General features: G+C 31.8%; 21 protein-coding genes and 1 pseudogene. All 22 read left to right on the top strand.

All coding sequences use genetic code 11. The features are described from left to right. Nucleotides 1-17 precede the first annotated feature (17 nt). The 22 genes and pseudogenes from WKS98_RS03540 to WKS98_RS03645 all read left to right on the top strand — a co-directional run bounded on the left by WKS98_RS03540 (nt 18) and on the right by WKS98_RS03645 (nt 20,418). On the top strand, nt 18-1,382 hold the full coding sequence (locus tag WKS98_RS03540) for an MATE family efflux transporter (protein WP_498916964.1): 1,365 nt from the start codon (nt 18-20) through the stop codon (nt 1,380-1,382). A 238-nt stretch (nt 1,383-1,620) separates the two neighbouring features. Beyond that, nucleotides 1,621-2,031, top strand: coding sequence for an RNA polymerase sigma factor (locus WKS98_RS03545; protein WP_498916965.1), 411 nt, complete (start codon nt 1,621-1,623; stop codon nt 2,029-2,031). 415 nt (nt 2,032-2,446) lie between these two features. Next, entirely contained in the window at nt 2,447-2,614 is a 168-nt protein-coding gene (locus WKS98_RS03550) for a hypothetical protein (RefSeq protein ID WP_000332792.1), read from the top strand. Between the two features lie 98 nt (nt 2,615-2,712). After that, the gene (locus tag WKS98_RS03555) at nt 2,713-4,431 is read left to right on the top strand and encodes a recombinase family protein (RefSeq protein ID WP_498916967.1); all 1,719 of its coding nucleotides are present in this window, start codon (nt 2,713-2,715) and stop codon (nt 4,429-4,431) included. Then, on the top strand, nt 4,424-6,166 hold the full coding sequence (locus WKS98_RS03560; protein ID WP_498916969.1) for a recombinase family protein: 1,743 nt from the start codon (nt 4,424-4,426) through the stop codon (nt 6,164-6,166). The genes WKS98_RS03555 and WKS98_RS03560 overlap by 8 nt, the downstream gene beginning before the upstream one ends. Then, nucleotides 6,159-7,679: a recombinase family protein gene (locus WKS98_RS03565; RefSeq protein WP_498916971.1), complete on the top strand. Its 1,521-nt coding sequence runs from the start codon at nt 6,159-6,161 to the stop codon at nt 7,677-7,679. Before WKS98_RS03560 ends, WKS98_RS03565 begins: the two co-directional genes overlap by 8 nt. Before the next feature lie 189 nt (nt 7,680-7,868). Continuing rightward, nucleotides 7,869-8,672: a KilA-N domain-containing protein gene (locus WKS98_RS03570; RefSeq protein WP_002842397.1), complete on the top strand. Its 804-nt coding sequence runs from the start codon at nt 7,869-7,871 to the stop codon at nt 8,670-8,672. An 81-nt stretch (nt 8,673-8,753) separates the two neighbouring features. Continuing rightward, nucleotides 8,754-10,052 (top strand): ABC transporter ATP-binding protein, encoded by a 1,299-nt coding sequence (locus WKS98_RS03575; RefSeq protein WP_498916973.1) that lies wholly within the window; start codon nt 8,754-8,756, stop codon nt 10,050-10,052. After that, nucleotides 10,039-10,791 (top strand): energy-coupling factor transporter transmembrane component T family protein, encoded by a 753-nt coding sequence (locus WKS98_RS03580; protein WP_498916975.1) that lies wholly within the window; start codon nt 10,039-10,041, stop codon nt 10,789-10,791. Before WKS98_RS03575 ends, WKS98_RS03580 begins: the two co-directional genes overlap by 14 nt. 14 nt (nt 10,792-10,805) lie before the next feature. Beyond that, nucleotides 10,806-11,540 carry a DUF169 domain-containing protein gene (locus tag WKS98_RS03585; RefSeq protein WP_498916977.1) on the top strand — a complete coding sequence of 245 codons (735 nt, stop codon included), beginning with the start codon at nt 10,806-10,808 and terminating at the stop codon, nt 11,538-11,540. Nucleotides 11,541-11,714: 174 nt separating this feature from the next. Next, nucleotides 11,715-12,905 carry a GspE/PulE family protein gene (locus WKS98_RS03590; protein ID WP_498916979.1) on the top strand — a complete coding sequence of 397 codons (1,191 nt, stop codon included), beginning with the start codon at nt 11,715-11,717 and terminating at the stop codon, nt 12,903-12,905. After that, nucleotides 12,902-13,990 (top strand): type II secretion system F family protein, encoded by a 1,089-nt coding sequence (locus WKS98_RS03595; RefSeq protein ID WP_498916980.1) that lies wholly within the window; start codon nt 12,902-12,904, stop codon nt 13,988-13,990. Before WKS98_RS03590 ends, WKS98_RS03595 begins: the two co-directional genes overlap by 4 nt. 9 nt (nt 13,991-13,999) lie before the next feature. After that, complete coding sequence (locus WKS98_RS03600; RefSeq protein ID WP_498916982.1) at nt 14,000-14,371, top strand: prepilin-type N-terminal cleavage/methylation domain-containing protein; 372 nt, start codon at nt 14,000-14,002, stop codon at nt 14,369-14,371. Continuing rightward, on the top strand, nt 14,371-15,084 hold the full coding sequence (locus WKS98_RS03605) for a prepilin peptidase (protein ID WP_498916984.1): 714 nt from the start codon (nt 14,371-14,373) through the stop codon (nt 15,082-15,084). Before WKS98_RS03600 ends, WKS98_RS03605 begins: the two co-directional genes overlap by 1 nt. Continuing rightward, nucleotides 15,081-16,301, top strand: a complete 1,221-nt coding sequence (locus tag WKS98_RS03610; protein WP_498916988.1) for a hypothetical protein — start codon at nt 15,081-15,083, stop codon at nt 16,299-16,301. Before WKS98_RS03605 ends, WKS98_RS03610 begins: the two co-directional genes overlap by 4 nt. Before the next feature lie 2 nt (nt 16,302-16,303). Then, nucleotides 16,304-16,726, top strand: a complete 423-nt coding sequence (locus WKS98_RS03615) for a pilus assembly FimT family protein (protein ID WP_498916990.1) — start codon at nt 16,304-16,306, stop codon at nt 16,724-16,726. After that, nucleotides 16,710-17,048 carry a prepilin-type N-terminal cleavage/methylation domain-containing protein gene (locus WKS98_RS03620; protein ID WP_498916992.1) on the top strand — a complete coding sequence of 113 codons (339 nt, stop codon included), beginning with the start codon at nt 16,710-16,712 and terminating at the stop codon, nt 17,046-17,048. The genes WKS98_RS03615 and WKS98_RS03620 overlap by 17 nt, the downstream gene beginning before the upstream one ends. After that, a complete protein-coding gene (locus WKS98_RS03625; RefSeq protein ID WP_498916994.1) occupies nt 17,026-17,595 on the top strand; it encodes a type II secretion system protein in 570 nt (189 codons plus the stop codon). Before WKS98_RS03620 ends, WKS98_RS03625 begins: the two co-directional genes overlap by 23 nt. Further along, complete coding sequence (locus WKS98_RS03630) at nt 17,582-18,538, top strand: hypothetical protein (protein ID WP_498916996.1); 957 nt, start codon at nt 17,582-17,584, stop codon at nt 18,536-18,538. Before WKS98_RS03625 ends, WKS98_RS03630 begins: the two co-directional genes overlap by 14 nt. Before the next feature lie 29 nt (nt 18,539-18,567). Further along, nucleotides 18,568-19,518: a GTP 3',8-cyclase MoaA gene (gene moaA, locus WKS98_RS03635; protein ID WP_498916997.1), complete on the top strand. Its 951-nt coding sequence runs from the start codon at nt 18,568-18,570 to the stop codon at nt 19,516-19,518. Then, a pseudogene (gene moaC, locus WKS98_RS03640) lies at nt 19,519-19,968 on the top strand (cyclic pyranopterin monophosphate synthase MoaC); the annotation flags it as partial. Beyond that, complete coding sequence (locus WKS98_RS03645; protein ID WP_498917141.1) at nt 19,942-20,418, top strand: MOSC domain-containing protein; 477 nt, start codon at nt 19,942-19,944, stop codon at nt 20,416-20,418. The pseudogene moaC and the gene WKS98_RS03645, both read left to right, overlap by 27 nt.

The raw sequence follows: 20,418 nt of genomic DNA on the forward strand, positions 1-20,418 counted from the left end.
TAATAGAGGATGATTTTATGAAACAAGATATGAAAGAACAATTATTAACAAAAAGACCTATAGATTTACTTTTTCAATTATCTGTCCCTGCTGTAATAGGAATGATAGTAATAGGTCTTTATCCACTAATGGATGGAATTTTTGCAGGAAATATTATAGGACAAACAGCAATGACAGCTTGTGGTGTAGCTATGCCACTTACATTTTTCAATAGTGGTGTATCTACACTTATTGGTGTAGGTTCAGCATCGGTTTTATCAAGAGCTATAGGAAAGGGCGACAAAAAAACAGTTGATAAAATTATGGGGAATTTAATCTTTTGGGTTATTCTATTCTCATCAATTATTACAATAGGCGGAATTTTACTTGCACCACATTTTTTAGATATGGTTGGAGCAAGTGGAGAAATTAAAGAATATGGTATCAGATATTTACGAGTAATTTTCATTGGTTCTTTATTTGTAAACTTTACTCAATCAGCAAACATGGTTATGCGTGGAGAAGGGTTAATGAAAAAAGCAATGCTCATTATGGGGCTAGGGGCTTTTTTAAACATAATTCTTGATCCAATTCTAATGAAATTAATGGGAAAATATGCGATTGAGGGGGCTGCACTTGCAACTATTACAGCACAATTTGTTCAAGCAATAATAACACTCTATTACTTCAAATATAAAAGTAAAGCAGTAAAAATAAATAAAATCAAACCTGATCAGGAAATAAAAAAAGAAATGTTTGGCGTAGGGTCATCTGCTATGATGATGCAAATTTTATTCATGATTCAACAAACAATGCTATATAAAATGTCATTTAAATATGGCGGAGATACAAATGCTATCTTGATGGCAGCAACACTTAGAATATATGCCTTTTCATTCATTCCACTTTGGGGAATGAGTCAAGGTTTACAACCTGTAGTTGGTACAAATTTTGGAGCGAAAAAATACGACAGAGTAAAGGAAGCTATGAAAGTATTTTCTATCGGAGGATTAGTTCTTGCATCAATATTTTGGATACCAGCATTAGCATTTTCAAAGAATATTCTTTCTTTATTTGGAGTAGAAGAAAGTATTATAACTCAGGGAATAGGAAACTTTAGACTATTTTATTCTATCTTTATCCTATATGGAGTAATGGTAATGACTATAACATTCTTCCAATCAATAGGAAACGCAAAAAAAGCCGGCATAATAGTAATGCTAAGACAGTTATTTTTATTCGTACCTGCCATGATTATTTTACCAATGATATTTGGAGTTAAAGCAGTATGGTTTGCAGAACCCCTTGTAGATTTAATTATGATAATAGCTGGTGTAGTAATGATGTTTGGGGAATTAAATAGGATGGATAAAATTAGTTTGAAAAATTCAAGTAATGAATAATAAGTGGGTTTATTTAAAAGAATGGAGGGAAATATGCAAATAAATATAATTAAATTACATTTACCTTTTTTCTTTGGTTTACGCTGTTTACAAGTTAGATAACTCAGTTAAAAAATTAAATAAAATTACTATTAGAAATAGTTTCTTTCATTCTAGAGGACTAACCATGCCCAAGAGCAGGAGTCCTCCTTTTTTTGTCTGAAAACATAAAGACAAAAAAAGAATGGAGGAAACATAAATGACAAAAGAATATTACCTTTATGTCGGTGGACAAAAAATCAAAGTAAGTGAGCAGATATACAAAGTCTATTGGCAAGAAAGAGAACACGAAAAATATTTAGAGCAGGTGGACAAGAAAAACCACTTGCTATTTTTTTCGTCTCTAAATCACGATGGGAATTTTGAAGATAATCTAGAAGATAAAAATGTTGATGTTGAAAAAGTTGTAGCTACACAAATGATGATTGAAGCACTAAGAAATGCAATGTCAAAGTTAAATAAGGATGAACGGGAAATCATAGAAAGATTATATTTCAATGATGAAACACTTCGTGCAGTAGCAAAGACTAAAAATATCTCACATCCAACTTTAATTAAAAGACGAGATAAGATTTTAGAAAAACTAAAGAAATTTATAGAAGAAATATAATTTCTGGTTACCAAAGAGGGCAAATTTTCCTTTATAAAGTGAAGGGGAATTTTGTCCTCTTTTATATAAAAAAGAAATTAATAGAAATTTGAACCTTGACAACTGAATAGACCAAGACAGGACATTAACCATTTGTGGAGCTTTATAATTTCTTCGCCATAACTTTTCTGCTGATAAGGATTTCGGTTTAAATAAATACTCTAGTTAAAAGAAGGATAAAAGAAAACGAGCGACAAAAAGAAATTATATATTCAGCCTAGGAAACTGATGCATTGAAGCAAATGGGGATAATGATACTTCTACAGTTGTTGCCGGCTCATCTTGAAAAGGGGCGGTGGTGAAATTCCAATGTCGTGACCTACACGCCTGTTAATGTCAAAAAACTTAAAAATATTGAAGATAAGGAGAAGGTATTATGTGTGATGAACATAATATAAATACAGAAATGAAAACAGATAAAAAAGATAAACAGATGATAAATCAAATTGATGGTTGGAATATAGAAGTTAAATTTAATGAAAATGGATTTAGTTTAGAAAATTTAGTAGAGGAATACATCAAAGAAAAATTTTCTGTCTATTAGGAGCTGACAAAAAATATAAGGAGCGTTATAATATTTTTGTGGAAGCCTAACCTTGGTTTGATTTATTGTATGTAAATTGAACTAAAGGAGGCTTTTTTATGTTTAAAAACAATTTAGCAAAAGAAAATTTGGCAGTTATGTATTTAAGATTATCAAAAGAAGATGGCGAAAAAACAGAAAGTAACTCTATATCCAATCAAAGAGAAATTATAGACTCTTATGCAAGAAAAAATCAAATTACAATTGTCAAAGAGTATGTGGATGATGGGTATTCAGGTGCAAATTTTGATCGTCCCAATTTTAAAGAAATGATAAAGGCTGCCTATGATAGAAAGTTCAATACAATTATTGTAAAGGACTTATCAAGATTCGGAAGAGATTATATAGAAGCTGGAAAATATATTCAAAGAATATTTCCGGAAAACGGTATAAGATTTATATCAGTAAATGACAATTACGATAGTAAAAGTGCAGATATAAACGATACACACCTTATACTTCCTATAAAAAACTTCATCAATGATAGTTATTGCCGAGATATTTCCAATAAGGTAAAAAGCTCTCAAAAGATAAAAAGAGAAAAAGGAGACTTTATCAGTGCTTTTGCACCTTATGGATATAAAAAGTCTGAGGAGAATAAAAACAAGTTAGTGATTGATAAAGAGATATCGGATATTATCAAAAATATATTTGATATGAAACTCTTGGGATATTCCTCAAAGGCAATTGCAGATGAACTAAATCATTTAGGAGTTTTAACTCCAAGAAAATATAAAGAAAGTCAAGGATTTAAGTGTAATGGATTTCAAAATACAAAAGGTGGAACTTGGTCAGCAAAGACAGTAAATAGAATTATAGAAAATGAAGTATATATTGGAAATACTTTACAAGGAAAGAGTGTTACTTTAAGTTATAAAAATAAAAAGCAGATAGAAAAAGAGAAAGAAGAATGGATAAGAGTAGAAAATACCCATGAAGCAATTATAAGTAAAGAAGTTTTTACTATTGCAAATACTATGTTAAAAAGAGATTTGAATAATTCTCGTGGAAAGGACAAAATTGATATTTTTACAGGAATGCTTTTTTGTAAAGAATGTGGAAGTTCTTTGATTAGAAGGACTGTAAAGTATAAAAAAAGAGAAGAGGTTTTCTATATATGCTCAAAGTATAACAAGGAAAAATCTTGCACAAGACACAGCATAAAAGAAGAAACCTTGATAAAAGCAGTATCTAAAATAATGAAGTCCTACATTGAATTTAATGAAAATCTATATTTTAAAGTTCAGCGTATAGATATAAATAAAAATTTGAAAGACAATCAAATTCCTATACTAAAACGAGAAAAAGCAATGACAGAAGAACTCTTATCTTCCCTATACCTTGACCTGAAAGAAGATGTTATTAGTAAAGAAGAATATCAACTTTTTAGAAAAAACTATACAGAGAAACTGACTAAATTAGATGAAAGTATCGAGTATAGATTGAAAAAACAGGAATATACTAAGGAGAAGATTGACAAAAATAAGAGTTGGATCATCGACATTAACAAGTATAAAAATTTATCGGAAATAGATAGATTGTCTGTTGTGATGCTCATTGATAAAATTTTTATTTCTGAAGATAAAACGATAGATGTTAGGTTTAATCATACCGAAGAATTGTCTTTACTTGAAGAAATGACAAAAATGGATAAGCCTGATATTAAATCTAACATCATAAAAAAGAAAAGTGTCTATATAAGTAGGAAGTCAAAAACTATTCCCACTGTTATGAATAAAAGTCTTGTAAGTGCTGAAAGTGAGGTATGCTGTGGCTAGAACAAAAAACAGGCATATATCACAATCAGAAACAGAAGTTGGAAAAGTGATTGAAAAAATATACATTGCCGGTATTTATGCTAGATTATCACAGGAAAGAAAGGAAGCTTACAGGGATAAAAGTAATTCACTTGAAATGCAGGAAGAACTTTGTATAAATGCTGCAGAAGAAAAAGATATAAAGATTTTAAGAGTATACAAGGACTATGAATATTCTGGAACAAATTTTAAAAGACCTGCATTTATTGAAATGATGGAAGATATTCGAACAGGCAGGATAAATTGTATTATAGTAAAAGATATGTCAAGGTTTGGTAGAGAGTATTTAGAAATCGCAAACTATATCGAAAAAGTATTTCCGTTTTTGGGAGTTCGATTTATTTCCGTAAATGATAATCTAGATACTAAAGACGGTATAAAATCAGATCAGAGTTATGAAATAGCAATAAAAAATATCTTCAATGATTTATACGCAAAAGATATTTCAAAGAAAATAAAAGCCTCCAAAGAAATAAAAATGAAACAAGGGTCTTTTATAGGAGCGATGGCTCCGTATGGCTATAAGGTTGATAAAATTGATGGAAAAAGAGTTCTGGTGATGGACGAAAAGGCAGCAGATGTAGTAAGACTTATCTTTTATATGGCAAGTCAAGGTAAATCCAATATGCAAATAGCAAGAGAATTGACTAAAACATATACGACACCTGATGAATATAAAAGAACAGGTAAAATTTTTAAGGATAAAGAAGATACAAAACAATGGGATATTTCTTATATATCAAAAATGCTTTCTGATGAAGTATATATTGGGAATTTGATTCAAAGAGTATACTCAAATAGACATGATCCAAGTAGGAAAAGTAAGTTTCGTGATAAAGAAGAGTGGATTATAACAGAGAACACCCACGAAGGGTTAATAGACAAAACTACATTTGAAAATATCAGAGAGATAAAGGAGAAAAAACAAAACTATCTACCTTACCATTCACTGAAAAACATAATAAAAGACGGAAAAGAAAATGTTGGAGTAAAAATTCAAAGAGATTATAAAAAAGAAGGAAAGTATGACGACCTCATACAATGCAGTGTTTGTGGTAGAAATTTGAAAAAACAATATGGACCACGAGGACTGAAATATCATGATGAGATTTGCTATTGCTATTATTGTAAAGGTGGAGACAGATTAAAATTGGAAAAATCTCATGTCAGAATATATGAAACAGACCTCGACAAAATTTTAGTAGATACCTTAAAAAGACTGTTTTCAAGCTTTTATAAAAAGGATAAAAGATTACAACTAAAAATATATTTAGAAAATATAAGTGCTGAAAAGATAAATCAAGTTTCTATAAAAACAGATGTAAATAATAAAAAGATTGCTTCTCTTAGGATCAATCTACAAGAACAATATGAAAACTATGTTAAAGGAGATATTCTTTTAAGTGATTTTAAAATAGAAAGTAAAAAAATAAATAATCAAATAAAAACCTTAAAAAATGAGTTAAAAGTTTTTGATGAAAGAATAAGAAATATAAAAAAGATAAAAAGAGAAATTATAGAATTTATAGATGTACTATTTTGCTGCTTGGATGCTAAAAGCATAGAAGTTGATAAAGAATTGGTCGATACATTAATTAGCCATATAGAAATATCAGAGTATAAGCAGGTTACCATATATTTTAAGTTTAAACTTGATAAAGATGTGGGAAAGCAGTTGGAGGTAGAGCATGAATAAGATAGCTATATATTTAAGACTTTCTGAAGAAGATTATCACAAAGTAGATGAAAGTGAAAGTATAGCAAATCAAAGAGATTATATAAAAAGCTACATTGAAAATGAAACATCTTTAAAAAGTTGTGAAATAGAAGAATATGTAGATGATGGATATTCTGCTACTAATACAAATAGACCTTCATTTTTAAGGCTTATTGAGGATATAAAGAGTGGTAAAGTAGGAACTATAATTGTAAAAGATATGTCTAGGTTTTCAAGAGATTATATCTTACTTGGGGATTATTTGAGCAATATATTTCCATTTCTAAAAATACGATTTATTGCTATTAATGACAACTATGATTCTTTAAAAGAACAAGGTAATGGCTTAGATACAGATACACAGTTTAAGACATTGTATTATGATTTATTCAGTAAGGAATTATCTGAAAAGGTAAGAAGTTCTATTAGGCAAATTAAATCGCAGGGGAAAAATATAAATTGGGCAGCACCTTTTGGATATATTAAAGATCCAAAAGATAAACATAGTATCATCATTGATGAAAAAACAGCTTTTATAGTTAAAGAAGCTTTTGATTTATTGCTAAAAGGATATTCGTGCATTCAAGTGGCTAATATATTTAATGAAAAAGGTTATATTACACGCTCTGAACGAAAAGAAGAACTGAAACTTTCTGATTATACTGGAAATTTAATTACTGGAAGTGAAGTAAAGAAAAGAGTTTGGACAAACGCAGCTATCTCACAGATTACAAGGAACGAACTATATACAGGAGATTATGTATATAATAAATTCAAAGAAACAAAAATAGGTGGAAGAAAAAGAATTTTACTTTCTGAAGAGGAGTGGAAAATACTTCCAAATACCCATGAAGCGATTATTTCAAGAGAAGTATTTGATGAGGTAAAGAAAATAAAAGAAAAAAGAAGTTTTGGAGGATATACAGGAAATAAAAATCGTTCTATTTTTTCTGATAAGATTTTTTGTAAAGAATGTGGTAGACATATGAGTTTTCGATGTGACAGTAGACAAAAGAAGAATTCTGATAAAATATACAAGTATAAAAGTTATTATTGTAATTTATGTAAAGCTGAGAAAACACCAAACAATATCAAAGAGAAAGATATTATTGAACTTATAAAACCCAAATTAAAAGATTTTAAGATACAAAACACATTAAATGAAGAGAAAGTCATAGAACACAAGAATGTGAAAGACGAGATTCTAAAGGAAATATCCATATTAAACAGTAATTTACAAATCATCTATGAAAACTATAAAAAGAAAAATATTTCAAAAGATGACTATTTAAAGGAAAAAACTTTTATCCATGATAAAAAGGTATTACTGGAGAGTAGGTTGAAAGAATTAAAATCAGAGAAGATTGATTCAAGGAAAGAAACGGATATTACAGTCTTAGACGAAGAAAGTTTATTGAAGGCTTATTTAGACAATAAAATTGATAAAATAATTGTATCAAGAAGTGGAGAAATAGAAATTTTAGAAAAATAGATGAATAGCATTAAAAGTAACTCATAATCTCGCCAACTTTAATTTTAATACGCCAAAGTGAAAATAATGGCGAGGAAATTTGCGGAAATAAATAGTACTGTTTACTATGAGTTGATAGGGTAAATATTTAGGAACAAATAAAAAAATGATATAATTATAGTTAAAATGAGATATTGTGAGGTGATTTTTGTGTCTAAAATAAATGTAGAAGGATCAGAAATTAGCATTATTGCCATAGATAATAGAGATTATATTTCTTTAACCGACATGGTTAGAAATGTTGAAAATGGTGTGGCACTAATAGAAAAATGGCTAAGGAATAAAAATACAATTGAATTTTTAGGAATATGGGAAGAAATGTATAATGCGAATTTTAATTCCACCGAATTCGAGGGAATTAAAAATGAAGCAGGTTTTAATCGTTTTATTTTATCGGTTAAACAATGGGTCAATAAGACGAATTCTATCGGAATTGTTGCCAAAGCAGGAAGATATGGTGGAACATATGCACATAAAGACATAGCTTTTGAATTTGCGTCGTGGGTATCACCTTATTTTAAGCTCTATCTTATTAAAGAGTTTGAGCGCTTAAAAGAAGAAGAACAAAAACAATTAGGTTGGGATATCAAGAGGAATTTAGCTAAGATAAATTACAAAATTCATACAGATGCAATTAAGAATAAACTTGTCCCTGAAAAATTATCAAAGGAAAGAATAAACTATATCTATGCAAGTGAAGCAGATATATTAAATGTAGCTTTGTTTGGAATGACAGCAAAAGAATGGCGTGAAAATAATCCGGAGTTAAAAGGAAATATGAGAGACTATGCTGATATATCACAATTAGTGTGTTTATCAAATCTTGAGAACTTAAATGCTGTTTTCATAAATGAGGGAATGGATGCAACTGAAAGGATAGAAAAATTAAATGCAATTGCTATTGAACAAATGAGGATTCTAACAGAAAGTGAACGTATAAAAAAGTTAAAATAAAAGTTTTGTTTATAAATTAGGCGATAGAAATATCGTCTAATTTTATGTAACAATTGCTTGACATTGTAGGGAAAATCCTCTTTGATTAATTGTATTGCAAGAATTATTCCCACAGCTATGGATGGGGATGTTACAGGTAAAATAATTATAAATGGGAAAGATATCTCGGATTCTAGCATGGTTGATTTAGCTGGAACCATAGGTTTTCTTATGCAAGATCCTGATGCACAGCTTTGCACATTTACTGTAGAGGATGAAGTGGCGTTTGGATTAGAAAACCTAAAGATTTCAAGAGATGAAATATCTAAACGAATAGATAGTGTATTTGAATTGTTTGACATTGGTCATCTAAGGGACAGACCATTAAATGAACTTTCTGGAGGTCAAAAGCAAAAGGTAGCTTTTGCAGCTGTGGTTGCAATGGACCCAGATATATATATTTTAGATGAGCCTACTGCTAATCTAGACCCAATAACAAGTGCTCAGATAGTTGCAATAATTAAAGAACTATCTCAAAAAAAGAATAAAACAGTTATTGCTATAGAGCACAACACTTCTATGTTGGAAGACTGCGTTGATAAACTATACAATATTTCTGAAAATAAAATGATTGATGAAAATGTAGAAGAGTATATCGGAAAAATCAGAGAAGAAAGTCTTTTACCGGTTAATAAAAACAAAGCATCGGAAGAAGTGATTCTATCCATTGATGATGTAGAATTTTTTTATGGTCATAGAAAAATATTAAATAATATTTCATTTGATTTAAGAAAAGGTGAAGTTTTAGGCATTGTAGGACATAACGGTGCTGGAAAGTCAACCTTGGCCAATATACTTTCGGGCTTGAGGAGAAAATTTAAGGGAACTGTTTTAATTAATTCAAAGAATATTAATGATTTTTCTCTTAAAGAGCTTGGTAAAAATGTAGGTCTTGTATTTCAAAATCCAGAGCATCAATTTATAAAAAACACAGTTGAAGAAGAATTAGCTTTGGGATTGGAAGCGAGAAATCTCAGTCAAGAAGAAATAGATAAAGCAGTAGATAAATATTTGGATATTTTTAGCTTATCAGATAAAAGGAAGAATAATCCTTTTCAACTAAGTCAAGGAGAAAAGAGAAAGCTTTCTACAGCTGACATGTTGATTACTGGACAGAATATATTAATATTAGATGAACCTACTTTTGGACAAGATAGAGAAAATTTGGGGTATTTGTTAGAGCTTTTATATAGCGTAAGTTCTTTAGAAAATGATGGAGTAGGGATTATAATGATTTCACATGATATGGAAGTTATAAGAAATGCATGTCATAAAGTGTTAGAGTTGAGTAATGGTGAAATATCATATTATGGAGATGCTGATGTTTATGAATATAAATAGGGATGAATTGATGGATGAACTTAATCCGCTTATAAAAATAATTATATTAGTATCGGTAACAATTCTAGTAACTTTTGATAAATGGGCTTATTTAACACTTTGTATATTTATGTTATCCGTTATTTCTGTTGGCCTGTTCTCAAAAATCACAGTAATTAACTATTTATATAAGTTGAGATATGTTTTTGTATTATCCGTATCTTATGGAATTTTCATTTTCTTAGGTCAAAAAGCATCGGGAGAAGGTGTAAATATTCAATACTCCATATCTCTTGGACTGAGATTTTTGGTAATGGCAGGGTATTCTATAATATTCGTAAACACAGTTAAACCGATGGAGCTAACTTCATGCCTTATAAAATATTTTAAAGTTCCTGAGTCTTTTGGATTTGCTTTTTTGGCGGCGTATAGATTTTTTCCTACATTTAAGTACGAACTAGATAATATTAAATGCTGTCATGCAACAAGAGGTGTTGCATCAGAAGGATTTTTTTCAGTTTTTACAAATATTCCTAAGTATACTATACCTCTATTAGTCACATCCATTAGAAAAGGCGAAAGAGTAGCGATATCAATGGAAAATAGAGCTTTTGGAAAGTATAAAACCAGAACTGTTTACAAACCGTTGGAGATTAAAAAGTTAGATATAATAAGCTTAGTAGTAGGAATTATGATTATTTTTATTATAGTATTTCTATTTATTAAATGGGGACTTTTTAAATTCTCATTAACGTACTAATAAAGGGGGTAAAAATGCCTATATATGAAAAGCAGGATATTACAAAAAACAAAAATGATTCAATAAACTATGAAATTTCAAAAGAATTCAAAAATATCCTTGGTTTGGAAAGAGAACCTGTAGGAATTGAATTCTATTATTCCAAAGAAGAATATGAAAATAGTAGTTTAGAGGAAACTAAATATAGAATGGCATATTGTGTTTTTGTTGAGAAAGCTAGTAGAAATAGCTTGGCAGCGAAGACCGTTATTGAAAATCACTATTGTGATGGTGCAACAACAGCTTTAGGATTGGAAGATCCTAATGACGAAATTAAATCAGGAAGAGTTTATTACTCCTATGGATTATATAAAACTAGAGGAATAGCTCAAAAAGTTTGGTCGGAAGTTCCGGCTTTTCCAAGTAATGGTATAAGACTCTATGGAATAGGCATAGCACCTCTGAAAGACTTTGATAAAGAGCCAGATTTAATTATTATTGTAGCTAATGCACAAAAAATGATGAAAATTATTCAAGCTGAAATGTATAACGGTGGAAGGAGAATGAACCTAAATCTTGCAGCAATGCAAGGACTTTGCAGTGAAGTTACAGTAATACCATACTTGACAGGAGAAATAAATATAAGCATGTTATGTCCGTCAACAAGAACTTTAGCAAAATGGGATGAAAACGAATTAGCTGCGGGAATTCCTTATGCAAAAGTTAAAAATTTAATTGAAGGAATTAAAGAAGTAAACAAAGTTGGATAAATTTATAAAGTAGTCAGGGTATAGAACCTTGACTACTTTTTTATCGGTTATTATAAAACTTAACAACCCTCACAAACCAAAAAATAAATAAATAAAAAATTTATTGATTTTTACAATTTACCATGCTACCATATAGATGTACTCTTTAATATTATTTTTAAAAGTGTGGTTAATATGATTAAAAGGAAAGAAAAGCTTGTTGAAAAGCCAGATGATATTATTTTAAATGTAAATGAATTAATCTTTGAAGCTGTTCAAAGGGGCTGTTCTGATATTCATATTGAACCATTTGCTGAAAGTGTAAGGGTAAGGTTTCGTATTGACGGAAGGCTCTACACTGAGAAAAACATTTTAAGACATGAGTATGAGAGGTATGTTAGTAGAATAAAGGTAATGTCTAAACTTAACATTGCGGAGAAGAGACTTCCACAGGATGGTTCTTTTAATTTCGATTATGAGAATGTGAATGTGGATATTCGTGTTTCTACCATTTCAACTATCTATGGGGAAAAGGTTGTACTAAGAATTCTTGAAAAGGATGAGAACAAAATAAGTTTGAAGAACTTGGGACTTAATGAAGATGATTTGGACAAGCTTTTAAATTTGGCAAAGGTTGAAAATGGTCTTATTTATTTAACCGGGCCAACTGGTTGTGGCAAGACTACAACTTTGTACTCTCTTTTAAGGGAGCTTAACGACGACAGGGTAAATATTATTACTGTTGAAGATCCCGTTGAGTTTAAGATTTCTGGTATTAATCAAATTCAGATAAATGAGAAGGCGGGCATTAATTTTTCTAATGCTCTTCGTGCAATTTTACGTCAAGACCCTGAGATTATTCTAGTTGGTGAAACCAGGGACAAGGAGACTGCGCAAATTTCCGTTAGGTCTTCCATTACTGGGCACAAAGTTTTTTCCACTCTACATACTAATGATTCCTACTCTGCTATTGTAAGGCTTTTGGACATGGGTGTTGAAGATTATTTAATTAGGGCAAGTCTTAGAGGCGTTGTATCTCAAAGGCTTATTCGTTTATTATGTCCTTATTGCAAGAGGGAAGTTTCTTTAAGTTCCGACAAGATAGACTATTTAAAATCCATAGGCATTACTGAATTCCCCGAAAAGGTTTATGAGCCATGTGGCTGTGAACACTGCAACGAAGGCTATCACGGAAGGAAGGCCCTTGTTGAAATACTTGTTATTGACAAGGATTTTAGGGAGCTTATTGAACCTGATGTCAATTTGGACGCTCTCAAGGCACTGGGCAAGAAAAAGGATATTAAAAATTTACAGTACAAGGGTGGCGTTGAGTTTTTAAAGGGAAACACTTCCTTTGAAGAACTTGCCAATCTTTCTATAGTATGATGATTAATTTTGAAGCTATTAGAGAAGTAATTAATAAACCAATTTACATAAAACAAAACAATAAGGATTTATCCATCTTCTTAAATGAATTTTCTTCCCTTTTAAAGGCAGGGATTAATTCAGAAGAGGCGATTTTTATTCTTAAGGACCAAAGGGAGATTAAGAGTTTAAATTATATTTTAAATGCAGTTTATGAAGATCTTTTAATGGGGCATAATCTTTCCGATAGTTTTTCAAGGCATGGAAATTTTGAAGAATTTTTCATAACCATGATTAAAACTGGGGAAGAGACGGGAAGGATTGAAGAAATTTCTAAAAATCTTTCTCTCTACTATAAGAGGACGGATCAGATTGATAAGAAAGTTAAGGGAGCTTTGGTGTACCCCATTATCTTAATGGTCACTGCGATTTGCGTTTTGTTTTTTATTTTTACATATGTTATGCCAACCTTTTTGGACTTGTTTAGGGAAAGCGAAAACACCCTTCCTAAGTCCACGAAAGTTTTAATTGCAATAGTTTCTTTTTTTAACAATCACGGCGTCACGCTGATGGTTGCTATTTTAATATTCATTTTTTTATTTGCAATGCTTTACAAGAAGACCAGCTTTAAACTAGCAGTAGATAAATTTAAATTTAAAATTCCCATAGTTGGAAAGAATTATTCTAAGGTCTTAACGGGAAAGATTTCCATGGCACTTTCAATTTCAACTAATGCAGGGCTTAATTTTATTGATGCGGTTTCAATAATTTCTGAAGGCCTTGGAAATAGATATTTAGAAGAAAGAATAAAGACTGGTATTTTAGAAATTCAAAATGGAAAAAGTATTTCTGAAACTTTTCATGAGATAAAAGAGCTTCCAAAACTATTTTCATCAATGATTGAAGTTGGGGAACAAACCGGGGAGCTTTCCGATATATTAAATGTTATTTCCACTCACTACAGTGAAGAGAGTGACTACGCCATAGACAATATGTTAAGGGTCTTTGAACCAACAATCATCATAGTGATGGCCATAATAATTGGATTTATTGTTATTTCCATTGCCACTCCTATGTTTGATTTAATAAATAGTTATAACTTTTAAGGAGGAACTATGAAAAAATACATTAGAAAGAAGTCAAAGGGATTTACATTAATTGAGCTTATTATTGTAATTGCAATCCTTGCGGTACTTGCGGCAATTGCACTACCTAAGTACAATAACTCCAAGAGAAAGTCTGTAATAACTGCCCATAATGCAAATGTTAGGGTGCTTGAATCAGCGGCGCTTAACTATGTTGCAAATGGTGGAGGGGCAGCGACTTGGCCAGGGGATGCAAGTTACAAGGACTATGTAAAGAACTATCCAAAGGTTCCAAAGGGAATATCTGAACTTAGCGGCAAGGCTGGAAAAGATTATACTGTTACAATTACAGATAAAGGCGATGTTGAAGTTTCCCCTGGAATTATTGAATTAAAAGAATAATGAAATTTTTCTCCTTTATACTTGGTTCTGTTATGGGATCGTTTTTGAATCTTCAAATTATGAGAAAAACTTCTCGCCCTATAACAGAACCATTTTCAGTATGTGACCACTGCCATAAAAGGCTTCATTTTTATAATCTCATACCAATACTCTCCTTTTTATTTCAAAGGGGACGTAGTAACTGTTGCCATAAAAAACTTTCCATAGGATATCCTATTTCTGAAGTTCTTTCTGGATTTTTATTTGTAATGGTCTACTTTCTTGTTGGTGATTTTTATAAAAGCATTTTAATGGCGGTTTTAATTTCATTACTCATTGCCATGTCCATAATCGACTTAAAAACAAAAGACATCTACTATTCACATATAGCAGGAGTGTTTTTTCTTTCGGCAATACTTTCATATTACAACTTTTGGTTTAAAGAGGAAGTGATATACAAAATAATTTTCTCAACCCTTCTTCTTATAATAGGTTATATGTTAAGCCGGAAAGATTATGTTGGATTTGGAGATATTTTACTTATTTTATGTTTAAACCTAAGCCTAAACTTTCACGAAACCACAATTTTTCTTTTTTTTATAAGCATTGTAGGTGGTTTAGCTGCCCTCGTGTTATACTTAAAGAAAAGAGATAGGAAGATGAAGATAGCTTTTGTACCAATAATCGCATCTTCATTTATACTGCTGGAAATAGTGAAGGGCATGATAGCGTGAAAAAAATTTTTAAAGTATTTATATTTTTAATAGTATTAATTACAATTGCCTGTTCAAGGGGACAGGTTAAAGAAGTTGAAAAGGAAGAATATACCATTCAAGACATGGACGTGGACTATAGCATGATAGAGTATGAGCTTCCTAAAATCGAAGAAGAACATGAAATTTTAAAGGCCTATAAAAATAGACTTTATATTTTAATTCATGATGTAAAAGACGAAAGCGAAAAGCTTGCAGACTGTCTTATGATATACGACTTTCAATGTGAAAGAGAAGTTAAGAGATATTTTTTTCAAAAGGGAATGAAGATTCACGACCTTGCTGTTTATCAAGGGGATATTTACATTAGTTTTGGCGACGGCGGAAAAGATTTTTTTAATGAGCCAACAGAAGTTACAGATATTGGGGAAATAGAAAATAAGGCTGAAGAAAACAAACAGGCTACTGAAGAGACAAAGCATAAAACTGAAAACAAAACTTTGCCAACAAATAATACACCTACAGATCCTTTCTTTGGGAAAAGTATTGAAAACAAAACCTATTCCATTGGAAAGCTTGAAAGCGGTGGCATTAGTTTAATAACAACTTTGGAAAAACAAAAGTTTGCACCAAAATTTTTGTTTGCTTTTGACGACCTATACTATCTTAGTTTAAAAGATGGTAAGTATAATGTATCTCCACTACTTGATGAAAATCCAAACGACATGTTTTCATTCGACTTTGTAGATGAGATACAAGATAGGATCTATAGTAGCGGCGACCGTCTGATTGCTCAGGGCAAGGACAAGAAAAATAGTTATTTTTATATTGTTGATGAAGACAACAATGTGGAAAAAATCCCCATAGAGCCATCGGAACAGTTCTTTTCATTTATCGCATTAAAAAATGGAATCTTTTCATCATATACCGATATTTATGACAGAGAATCCCTAAAGCTTATGTATATCGACATAAATCCAAAGGGAGAAAAGAAGTACAAGAAAAAAATTGTTTCATCGGATAGCATCTACAAGTTTTACTCAAACAATACGGACAATATTATAGCTGAAGGCTCCGGTGGAGAAATATATTTTATTCGTGTTAAGAGAAGCCAAATATATAGTGGAAAAGTGTCTGGAATTGGGGACAATAGATATAAGATATTTCCAAACGAAGACTCAAGGTATGGCCTTGTAGATGAAGAACATGGAAAATATTTGGATATTTATTTTAATTAATTATGAAAAAGACAAAGGGATTTACATTAATTGAACTTATTTTAACCATTGCCATATTGGCGATGTTGGTTGGAGTCGGAGCGCTTAGGTACGACTTTTTAACAAATTATCAAGAAAAAATTGAAATCGAATCGGTTTTAAGAACCATAAACGAAGCAAGAAACGCGTCCATTACAAGTGGTTATGTTCACACCGTAAAATTTTTAAAAGATGAAAACATGGTGCAAGTTAATCAAGAAAGTGAAATAGTGGAGAGGTTAAACTTACAGAAATTGCAAGTACAAAGACTTGAAAGTTTTAAATTCTCAACTACTGGAGCGCCAAGCATAGCAGGAACATACTACTTTCAGGGACATAAAAAGGAATACATCATTACTATTGAAGTTGCCACAGGGAAGGTGAATCTTATTGAAAAAGAAATTTAAAGGATTTACATTAATGGAATGCCTTGTGGCACTTTTTGTATTAAGTATTATCGTTGCCTTTACCCTTCCAGCACTGGGAAATATTTCAAACCTTCGAAATAAACAAAAGAACTACTTGGAGTTTACAAATTACTCCAAAACTGTTACAGAAAAAATAATTGCAGATATTTCTACGGGCAGTGCAATTTCCATACCGGAAGATGAAAAGTATATTGTAAGCTACGACATAACTTCACAAGGAGATTTTAAAAAGCTAAAAGTTAAAGTGTTAGATAAAAATAGTGAAAGGGAACAAGTCTATGAAACCATTCTTCCTAAATAAAAAGACTAATGGATTTACAATGCTTGAAGTTATCCTGGCCATGGCCATATCCCTTGTAATACTTTCTGTTATGGCAGTTTTGATGGGCTTTTCATTGAATATTTTAAAAACTGACTTTGAATATAACAAAAAGAAGTCTTCCATCTCATATGCACAAAGTTATATAGAAAAGGAGATTTCAAGGTCCTTTAAAGTGTATGAGACAAGTGAGTTTCCGGAAGAACTTCGCTCAAACAACTTGGGTTTTGTAATAGAAATACTTCCGTATAATGACATGGACGAATATAGCCACGACTATGTATATTACTACTTAAACAACGACAAGCTGCAAAGGGTTCTTTACAGTAGCTTTGATTCCATTGAAGAAAAGGGGCAAATATACTACCAAGGCACCAACACCATTTGTGAAAACATAGGTTCAATTGAAGGAACTTTCTTTGACAAAGCTTCAAACTACATACAGTTGAACTTTTCCTTTGAAGAAAATGGAATAAATAAAGAAAGCACACTAGGCATATTTGTGGAGGGACAAAGTGAAGAAGACTAGAGGATACATTTCGATTTACACCCTTATTATTTTTATGCTTTTAGTTTCCATAATAACCGTGCTTATTTTAGGAGTTAAGATGGAGTCAAAGAAGGTCATAAACCAGGGGGACTACTACCAAAACAAATTAATCGCTAGGTCTATTTACTACAGAGTAATAAACGATGAAAACTTTATAGAATTTACAAAAAATCCATCGGAACAAAAACTTAAAAAAGTTCAAATGGGAAACTTAGGCCTTGAGTGCTACAACGAGCCAGTCAATTTGTTATTTGGAAAAAACAAAAGAGGATTTGTCGTGTCCTATGAAGTAAAATATAAAAACACCTCCACAAAAAATAATATTGTGGTGGAAAAAAACAGTTCAAAATTACTGGACAAATATTCTAACGTGAAATTAAGTGATGAAGAAACTCAAAAGATAATTGAAAATGACTTAGAAAAAATTGGCGATGATTTAGTTTTTTATCAAAAAGATGACACACTTTATTATCTGGAGAGAAAAGATTACGAAAAATTACTTAGTGAAATCGAAAAGAGTTTTAATGAGAAACCTGAAGAAGCTTCGGACCCAGACAAAGAAACAACGGAAAACGACCAAGAAGTAATAGAAATTGATATTGCAGACTACTTGAACAAGTTTAAAACTTTGGATGGGGACTACTTTTATAATTTAAAAAGTTTTGAAGTGTTGTCCCAAAAGGCGCCACAGCTAAGTGGAATCGCTGTGCTTGAAAATGAGGGAGAAAAAATTGGTGGCATAACACTAAATGGCATACTGATTAACCATAGTCCATATAAAGACATAAAAGTTAAAGGCAAAGTTGTGGAAGTTTCAAAATATGAAGGCATATCAACCACATCGCTTGAAGATGTTTTAAGACTAAAGGACAATACCAGCCTCAATTTAAATCCAAAGATTCACAGACTTATGATTAAGTAACCTATGTTATAATTAAACTAGGTGAGAATATGAAAGATAGATTTGGAAGAGAGATAGACTATCTCAGAATTTCCATTACAGATAGATGCAACTTAAGATGTAGGTATTGCATGCCGGAAGACGGTTTTCACAAGGTGGACTCAAGGCAGGTACTTACCATTGGTGAATATATAGAAATAGTAAAGGCCTTCAAAGAGCTGGGCATAAAAAAAGTTAGAATTACCGGTGGGGAGCCACTGGTAAAATATGGCGTTGTAGACTTAATAAGGGGAATTAAAGAGCTGGGCATTGAAGATATATCAATGACCACCAACGGAATCCTCTTAAAGGATATGGCCAAGGACTTAAAAGATGCGGGACTAAACAGAGTGAACATCTCTCTGGACAGTTTAAAAGAAGAAAGATATAGCTACATTACTAGAGGTGGTAATTTAAAAGATGTTATTGAAGGCATCGAAGCTTGCGAAAAGTACGGCATCAGTCCAATAAAAATAAACACGGTGGTACTGAGGTCATTTAATTTTGACGAGTACAAAAGCTTTTTAGAACTTACGAAAGATAAGGACATTATCGTAAGATTTATAGAGCTAATGCCCATTGGAGAAGCCATAAAGAGCAAAGATGACTTTATTTCAAACGAAGAGCTTATAAATTTATGTGGCAATTTGAAACCGGTTAAAGAAAGCATAGGCTCAGGGCCGGCCAAGTACTATAAGATAGATGGCTACAAGGGAGAAATTGGATTTATAAACCCAATATCATGTAACTTTTGCAAAAACTGTAACAGAATTAGACTTACGGTTAAGGGGAATCTAGTGCTATGTCTCCACTCTAAAAAGACAGTGGACATTAAGACGCCCCTAAGAGCTTCTGAAGATATAAAGCAAGTTATATTACAGGCCATCCAGGAAAAGCCCGAGAGACATTCGTTAATACAGGGCAAGTACAACGAAACCGACATGAACGAAATTGGAGGATAAATGGATTTAACTCATATAAATGAACAGGGTAGAGCCAAGATGGTGGACGTGTCATCAAAGGACGACACCCTTCGAGTTGCTACGGCAAAGGCAACCATAAGAATGAAAAGAGAAACCATAAACACAATAAAAAGTGGTGGAATAAAAAAAGGCGACGTGCTTTCAGTGGCGCAAGTTGCAGGGGTTATGGGAGCAAAGAACACTCCACAGCACATTCCCATGTGCCACACCATACTACTAACGGGAGCGGACATAGAGTTCGAAGTAAAAGAAGACTCCATAGACATATACTGCACAACCAAGACCACTGGAAAGACAGGAGTTGAAATGGAAGCGCTGGTAGGATGTTCCACTGCAGCCCTAACAATATACGATATGTGCAAGGCCATAGACAGAGGCATGGTAATAGAGGAAGTGAAATTAATGGAAAAAGTTGGAGGAAAGTCCGGCCACTACAAAAGAGGTGTTGGAGAAGTGATTGACGTAAACATCTCAAAGGAAAAGGGCGTAATAAAAACTCCAGTAGAAGTTGGAAATTTAATAGAAAACTTTGGACTAGAAGGAGATGCCCATGCAGGTGACTGGCATAGACAAATAAGTTTACTTGCAGTTGAAAGCATAGACAAGATGAAGGCCATGGGACTACCAGACTTAAAAGACGGCGACTTTGCAGAAAATATTACAACAAAGGGACTAATTCTACACGAAATTCCCGTTGGAACAAAGTTTAAAATTGGAGATAGCCTTTTAGAAGTTACACAAATTGGAAAAAAATGCCATAAGGGCTGTGCAATAAAACAAAAAGTTGGCAACTGTATCATGCCAACGGAAGGAATTTTTGCAAAAGTATTAAAGGGGGGGCCTATTAAAAAGGGCGACAAGATAGAGCTTTTAGACTAA

It is taken from the genome of Lagierella sp. ICN-221743, assembly GCF_037890055.1.
Classification (GTDB): domain Bacteria; phylum Bacillota; class Clostridia; order Tissierellales; family Peptoniphilaceae; genus Mediannikoviicoccus.

Bases quoted from the DNA above. Each gene is read 5' to 3' on its own strand.
- WKS98_RS03540 (WP_498916964.1), top strand. From the start codon at position 18: ATGAAACAAGATATGAAAGAACAATTATTAACAAAAAGACCTATAGAT.
- WKS98_RS03545 (WP_498916965.1), top strand. From the start codon at position 1,621: ATGACAAAAGAATATTACCTTTATGTCGGTGGACAAAAAATCAAAGTA.
- WKS98_RS03550 (WP_000332792.1), top strand. From the start codon at position 2,447: ATGTGTGATGAACATAATATAAATACAGAAATGAAAACAGATAAAAAA.
- WKS98_RS03555 (WP_498916967.1), top strand. From the start codon at position 2,713: ATGTTTAAAAACAATTTAGCAAAAGAAAATTTGGCAGTTATGTATTTA.
- WKS98_RS03565 (WP_498916971.1), top strand. From the start codon at position 6,159: ATGAATAAGATAGCTATATATTTAAGACTTTCTGAAGAAGATTATCAC.
- WKS98_RS03580 (WP_498916975.1), top strand. From the start codon at position 10,039: ATGAATATAAATAGGGATGAATTGATGGATGAACTTAATCCGCTTATA.
- WKS98_RS03585 (WP_498916977.1), top strand. From the start codon at position 10,806: ATGCCTATATATGAAAAGCAGGATATTACAAAAAACAAAAATGATTCA.
- WKS98_RS03590 (WP_498916979.1), top strand. From the start codon at position 11,715: ATGATTAAAAGGAAAGAAAAGCTTGTTGAAAAGCCAGATGATATTATT.
- WKS98_RS03595 (WP_498916980.1), top strand. From the start codon at position 12,902: ATGATGATTAATTTTGAAGCTATTAGAGAAGTAATTAATAAACCAATT.
- WKS98_RS03600 (WP_498916982.1), top strand. From the start codon at position 14,000: ATGAAAAAATACATTAGAAAGAAGTCAAAGGGATTTACATTAATTGAG.
- WKS98_RS03605 (WP_498916984.1), top strand. From the start codon at position 14,371: ATGAAATTTTTCTCCTTTATACTTGGTTCTGTTATGGGATCGTTTTTG.
- WKS98_RS03615 (WP_498916990.1), top strand. From the start codon at position 16,304: ATGAAAAAGACAAAGGGATTTACATTAATTGAACTTATTTTAACCATT.
- WKS98_RS03625 (WP_498916994.1), top strand. From the start codon at position 17,026: ATGAAACCATTCTTCCTAAATAAAAAGACTAATGGATTTACAATGCTT.
- moaA (WP_498916997.1), top strand. From the start codon at position 18,568: ATGAAAGATAGATTTGGAAGAGAGATAGACTATCTCAGAATTTCCATT.
- WKS98_RS03645 (WP_498917141.1), top strand. From the start codon at position 19,942: ATGGAAAAAGTTGGAGGAAAGTCCGGCCACTACAAAAGAGGTGTTGGA.